Below are 6,052 nucleotides of genomic sequence, written 5' to 3'. Positions count from 1 at the left end.
CAGGCCGCCACCCTGCGCGTACCGCATACCACCGGCCTACCGCAGGGATCACCACACGTCACCACCCCCCGACAACAATCCGAAGGGCTCAGTAACGCAGCGCACCGGCGATCAGCTCGGCGAGGTGAGTACCGCTGCGTTCGGTCTGCTGGGCGATCTGGGTACGGCAGCTGAAGCCGTCGGCCAGGACGACGGTGTCCGGGTCGGCCGCGCGTACCGCCGGCAGCAGGACCTGCTCACCGGCCGCCACGGAGACCTCGTAGTGACCGCGCTCGAAGCCGAAGTTGCCCGCCAGTCCGCAGCAGCCGGAGTTCAGCACGCTGTTGTCGACGCCCATGGCTTCCAGCAGTGCGCTGTCGTCACTGAAGCCGCTGGTGGCGTGCTGGTGACAGTGGGTCTGGCTGATGGAGCCGACGTCGATCCGTGGCGGCTGCCAGCCCTCGGTGCGGTGGAGGAGGAGTTCGGCAAGGGTGAGCGTGGACTGGGAGAGGGCCCACGCGTCGGGATCGCCGTCGAGGAGTTCGGGCAGATCGGTTCTGAGCGCCGCGGTACAGCTCGGCTCCAGGCCTACGACCGGTACGCCTTCGCGTGTCGCTGGTGCCAGCGCGGTGGCGGTGCGGCGTGCAATACGGCGGGCCATGCCCAGCTGGCCGGTGGTGATCCAGGTCAGCCCGCAGCACTGGGTGCCGTCCGGGACCTGGACCCGGTATCCGGCATGCTCCAGAACCGCCACGCCGGCCTTGAGGACTTCGGGCGTGAAGTGGTTGTTGAAGGAGTCCACCCAGAGCATGACCGGCCCGCGGTGTCCATCGCCTTCGGGAGTGCGCGTGCGGAACCAGTTCAGGAAGGTCCGTGTCGCGAAGCGGGGAACCTCGCGTTCGGCGGCGATACCGCCCAGCCGCTTGACGACCGGCGCGAGACGCGACGTGGTGAGCCCGTTGACCAGCCGGGGCATACGAGCGGCCAGGCGGGACAGCAGGGGCAGCCAGCCCATGGAGTAGTGGGAGGCGGGCCGCAGGCGCCGTCGGTAGTGGTGGTGCAGGAATTCGGACTTGTACGTGGCCATGTCGACCTCCACCGGGCAGTCGACGCTGCACCCCTTGCACGACAGGCACAGGTCGAGCGCGTCGCGCACCTCGGCGGACCGCCAGCCGTCCGTGATGACCTCGCCCTGGGTCATCTCATACAGCAGGCGGGCCCGGCCCCTGGTGGAGTCCTTCTCGTCGAGGGTGACTCGGTAGCTGGGGCACATGACACCGTCCCGAGGGGTGGCGCTTCGGCACTTACCGACGCCGACGCAGCGACGGGTGGCCTTGGCGAAGTCGCCGCCGTCGGAGTGGAAGGGGAAGACGGTGGTCAGGGGCAGCGGGGTGCGGTGCGGGCTGACCCGGAGATTGCCGTCGATGCGCAGCGGTTCGACGATCATTCCGGGATTCAGTCCGTTGTCGGGATCCCAGACGCCTTTGAACTGTTCGAACATGTCAATGACTTCGGGCCCGTACATCAACGGCAGCAGCTCGGAGCGTGCCTGGCCGTCGCCGTGTTCGCCGGAGAGGGAGCCGCCGTGGGCGGCGACGAGTTCGGCGGCCTCGGTGATGAAGGCACGGAAGACGGCGCTGCCGTGCTCGGTGGTGAAGTCGAAGTCGATGCGCACGTGCAGGCAGCCCTCGCCGAAGTGCCCGTACACGGGGCCACGGAGTTCGTGGCGGCTGAGCAGTTCGGTGAACTGCCTTAGGTAGGAGCCGAGTTGGCCGGGTGGTACGGCGGCGTCCTCCCAGCCGGGCCAGGCTTCTGCCCCGTCGGGGGTACGTGTGGCCAGACCGGCTCCGTCTTCGCGGATCCGCCACAGCTGCCGGGCGCGTACGGGATCGGTGACGACCTCATGGCCGGTGAACCCCGCGGTCCGGGCGGCTTCTGCGGTGAACTCCTCGGCCAACTTGGGGAGTTCGCCCTCCTGTCCGCCGAACTCGGCGAACAGCCAGGCCCGCGCGCGTGGCAGGGTGTCGATCGTCTGTCGGGTCTCGGCGCGGGTGACGATGTCGGTCAGGGCCTGGTCGAGTCCTTCCAGTGCCAGCAGTTGGTGCTTGAGGAGGGCGGGTACCGCGTCGGCCGCGGTACAGGCGTCCTGGTAGCCGAGTACGACAAGGGCCCGCGCGGGAGGGGGAGTTACGAGGCGGACGGTGGCGGAGAGGATGACAGCCAGCGTGCCTTCGCTGCCGACCAGGGCGCGGGCGAGGTTGAACCGCCGCTCCGGCAGCAGGTGTTCGAGGGCGTAGCCGGAGACCTGCCGGGGGAACCGGCCCAACTCGGTGCGCAGGGATGCCAGGTTGCGCTCGGTCAGCCGGTGCAGGGACGCGATGAGCCGGCCGCGTTCGCCCCCGGCGGAGACGGCTTCCTCGATCTCGGAAGGGGTCATCTCGCCGAGGCGCAGGACGGTCCCGCGGTAGGTGACCACCTCGAGTTCCAGTACGTTCTCCGCGGTGCGTCCCCAGGCGACGGAGTGCGAGCCGCACGCATTGTTGCCGATCATGCCGCCGAGCGTGCAGCGGCTGTGGGTCGAGGGATCCGCGCCGAAGAGCAACCCGTGTTCGCCGGCGGCCCGTTGCAAGTCGTCCAGAACGATGCCGGGCTGCACCGTCGCCGTACGCGCGACAGGATCCAGCGCGAGCAGACGGTTGAAGTAGCGCGAGAAGTCCAGGACCACGCCGGAACCGACGGCCTGCCCCGAGGTGCTGGTGCCCCCGCCGCGCGAGGTGATCGGCACGCCGAGGCGGCGGCACACGGCCAGTGCGTTGAGCACATGCCGGCGCTCGCGGGGGAAGACCACGGCCAGGGGAATCCGGCGGTAGTTGGAGGCGTCGGCCGAGTACTGGGCCCGGCGTCCGGCATCCCCCTGCACTTCGCCGCAGTCGCCCTCGGCGAGTGCCTCGGTCACGGCCGCCGCGTCGAGACGCTCCGGACTCTGCACTGTCGCCTTCACTGCGGTAGCTCCCTCATGGTCAGATGGTCACGCTCGACTTCGCCGCCCCGTCACGATCTGCGTACACCTGCCCGCCGCACAAGACCCAGCAGCGCGCCCCCGTATCGACAACCCCGCCGCCGGCGGGGCGGACCCGTCCGCGTCCGCCGTGCGGCCCATAGATGGGAGTGTGGTCCGTTTGTCCTCCTCCGCCTTCCACATCGTTCCGACCTCCGCCGATGTGGTGATCATCGGTGGCGGCGTGATGGGTGCGAGCATCGCGTTCCACCTCGCCGAGGCCGGCGTGCACAACATCGTCGTCGTCGAACGCGACGATCTCGGCCGTGGCAGCTCGGGCAAGCCGATCGGCGGCATCCGCGCCCAGTTCTCCGACCCCCTCAACATCGAACTGGGCAACCGCAGCCTGCGCGCCTACCAGGAATTCCCCCACCGGCCCGGCGCCGACATCAAACTCGACACGGTCGGCTACCTCTTCCTGCTCACCAGCGAACAGCAGGCTGCCGACTTCGAGACCAGCGTCGGCATCCAGAACAGCCTGGGCGTGCCGAGCCGCATGATCGGACCCGACGAGGCGCAGAAGCTGTGTCCCTACATCAACACCGACGGTCTGGTGGCCGCCGCGTACTCGCCCGCCGACGGACACTGCCGCCCGGGGCTGGTCGTCGACGGATACGCCCAGGCCGCGGCCCGCGCCGGCGTCACCATCGCCACGCACACCACGGTCACGGGCATCGACATCGCTGGGGACCAGGTCGTCGGCGTACGCACCAGCCAGGGCCGTATCGCCTGTGGCACCGTCATCTGCGCGGCAGGGGCTTGGTCGGCACAGCTCGGCGCCATGGCCGGCGTCAACCTCCCGGTCCGGCCCGTACGGCGGCAGTTGGCGTTCACCGCACCGCTCACTCCGCCCGCGCCGCGCATCCCGTTCACCATCGACTTCTCGTCGTCGGCCTACTTCCACAACAGCGACGACGGCCTGCTGTTCGGCCTAGCCGACCCCGACGAGAAGGACGGCTTCGACACCACCTGGACCCCTCAGTGGCTCGAGCTGTTCCGCGGCGTCGCCCGCGACCGGGCCCCCGCGCTGGCCGACATGAGGACCGTCGGCGGCTGGGCCGGCCTGTACGAGATCACACCGGACCACAACGCGCTGATCGGCCGCTCCGGCGAACTGTCCAACTTCCTCTACGCAGCCGGGTTTTCGGGCCACGGCTTCCTCCAGGCGCCCGCCGTCGGCGAGGTCGTACGCGACCTGTACCTGGAACGCGAGCCATTCACCGACATCTCCCCGCTCAGCGCGGACCGGTTCCGCCACGGCGCCGAGATCCGCCCCGAAGTCCACGTGGTGTGAACTCCGATCGAAAGGCCCGGGCCATGTCAACGATCAGCCAGTGACAGGCGAGCCGCGTTCGCGGCGCGCCTGTCGCAGACTTCGACGCCGACTTGCGTGCCCGCCTGGAAGCCTTTGTCGCCCGCCGTGAACTGTTCCCGCCGACACTGAGCCGGCGCTTGCGCAGGGGGTTGGCTTCTTCTGACGGGGCCGGGCTGGTGTTGGCGAGTCGCCGGTGGGCGGGACGCCCTCCCGCCCACCGGCGGCGGGGGAAGTGATAAAAGCAGGCATGACCAACTCGCATGCCCTTCGTCCCCGCCGCCGGAACGGTGCCCGATGACCGCCGGCATCGACACCCCGGACCGCCGCGGCCGCACCGGACTCGACCGAACCGGCCGTGACCTCACCGGCAACCCCCGCGTCAGGGTCCGGGACGTGAAACTCCTGTCCAGCCACTGGTACGTCGAACGCACCACGACCTTCGACTTCCAGCACGCCGACGGCACCTGGACCACCCAGGAGCGCGAAACGCACGACCGCGGCAACGGCGCCACGATGCTCCTGTACGACGCCGAACGTGAAACCGTCCTGCTCACCCGCCAGTTCCGTTTCCCGGTCTACGTCAACGGCCACTCTGACGGCATGCTGGTCGAAACCCCCGGCGGACTGCTCGACGACGAGGACGAACACCCGGAACTCGCCGTACGCCGAGAGGTGGTGGAGGAGACCGGCCACACCATCGGCGACGTCCAACACGTCTTCGACGTCTACATGAGCCCCGGCTCGGTCACGGAACGCGTCAGCTTCTACGCCGCCGCCTACGGCCCCTCGACCCACACCCACGAAGGCGGCGGCCTGGACGAGGAGGGCGAGGACATCGAGATCCTCGAACTACCCTTCCGCCAGGCACTGGAGATGATCCGCACGGGGGAGATCGCCGACGCGAAGACCATCATGCTGCTGCAGTGGGCGGCACTGGAGGGACCGTTCGCCCGCTAATCACTCTGCTGCGACGAATTGGTCGAGCAGTGCGTCCAGCCCGGCGGCCAGTCCCTCCGGCCCACCGCGTTCGGCGAGCGCGGCGGCGGTCTCCCGGAGCCGGGGCAGTTCCTGCGACGGCATACGGTGCAGCCCGAGCCGGAACGCCGGCTCCTGCTCGTCCGGGTTGTCGACCATGGGCTGCAGTTCCACGGACACGTAGCCGAGGAGCCAGGCGGTGAACGCCCGGAAGACCGCGGAGGCGCGGGCTTCATCGAGGCCGGCCTGCCGCAGCAGCGCCAGCACCCTCTCGTGGTCCCGCAACACGGCGAGCGGCCGCCGCGCCAGCGGGACGGCCAGCATGCGGGTGGCGAGCAGCGGAACGGCCTCGGGGTGGGCGAGGCAGATGTCGTACGTCGTCCGGGCGATCCGGTGGAGCTCGGCGCGCCAGGCGGCTGCGTCGGCCGCGCCGGGGCCGGGCTCGGCCTCCAGGCGCTCCTCCAGCTCCAGGTACAGGGCTTCCACCAGGCCGTCCAGGAGGGCGTCCTTGCTCGCCGCGTACCGGTAGAGCGCCATCGCCTCCACGCCGAGCTCGGAGCCGAGACGGCGCATGCTCAACGCTGAGAGCCCTTCGCGATCGACCAGTTCCAGGGCGGCGGCCAGCACACGTTCCCGACTGAGCCTGCCGTAATGGCCGCGGTCGCTGGCGCGGCGCGCCTGGCCTGTCTGAGCGTCGTTCGCCATTGCCTGCCTCCTCAGCGTGC

General features: G+C 69.8%; 4 protein-coding genes. 2 read left to right on the top strand and 2 right to left on the bottom strand.

The features are described from left to right. Positions 1-88 precede the first annotated feature (88 nt). Complete coding sequence (locus ACFYO0_RS41595) at positions 89-2,935, bottom strand: FAD-binding and (Fe-S)-binding domain-containing protein (RefSeq protein WP_388686776.1); 2,847 nt, start codon at positions 2,933-2,935, stop codon at positions 89-91. A gap of 223 nt (positions 2,936-3,158) precedes the next feature. On the opposite strand from ACFYO0_RS41595, the gene ACFYO0_RS41590 reads away from it, so the two are divergent. After that, complete coding sequence (locus ACFYO0_RS41590; protein WP_388686775.1) at positions 3,159-4,331, top strand: NAD(P)/FAD-dependent oxidoreductase; 1,173 nt, start codon at positions 3,159-3,161, stop codon at positions 4,329-4,331. A gap of 315 nt (positions 4,332-4,646) precedes the next feature. Then, positions 4,647-5,309, top strand: a complete 663-nt coding sequence (locus ACFYO0_RS41585; RefSeq protein WP_388686763.1) for an NUDIX domain-containing protein — start codon at positions 4,647-4,649, stop codon at positions 5,307-5,309. Here the strand turns inward: ACFYO0_RS41585 and ACFYO0_RS41580 are convergent, their stop codons facing one another. Next, positions 5,310-6,032: a TetR/AcrR family transcriptional regulator gene (locus ACFYO0_RS41580; protein ID WP_388686762.1), complete on the bottom strand. Its 723-nt coding sequence runs from the start codon at positions 6,030-6,032 to the stop codon at positions 5,310-5,312. Positions 6,033-6,052: the final 20 nt, after the last annotated feature.

The sequence above is a fragment of the Streptomyces sp. NPDC006365 genome, assembly GCF_042870755.1.
Lineage (GTDB): Bacteria > Actinomycetota > Actinomycetes > Streptomycetales > Streptomycetaceae > Streptomyces > Streptomyces xiangluensis.
This window is presented reverse-complemented; position numbering and strand designations above follow the sequence as displayed.

Coding starts and splice junctions, on each gene's coding strand:
- ACFYO0_RS41580 (WP_388686762.1), bottom strand. CDS start 6,032: ATGGCGAACGACGCTCAGACAGGCCAGGCGCGCCGCGCCAGCGACCGC.
- ACFYO0_RS41585 (WP_388686763.1), top strand. CDS start 4,647: ATGACCGCCGGCATCGACACCCCGGACCGCCGCGGCCGCACCGGACTC.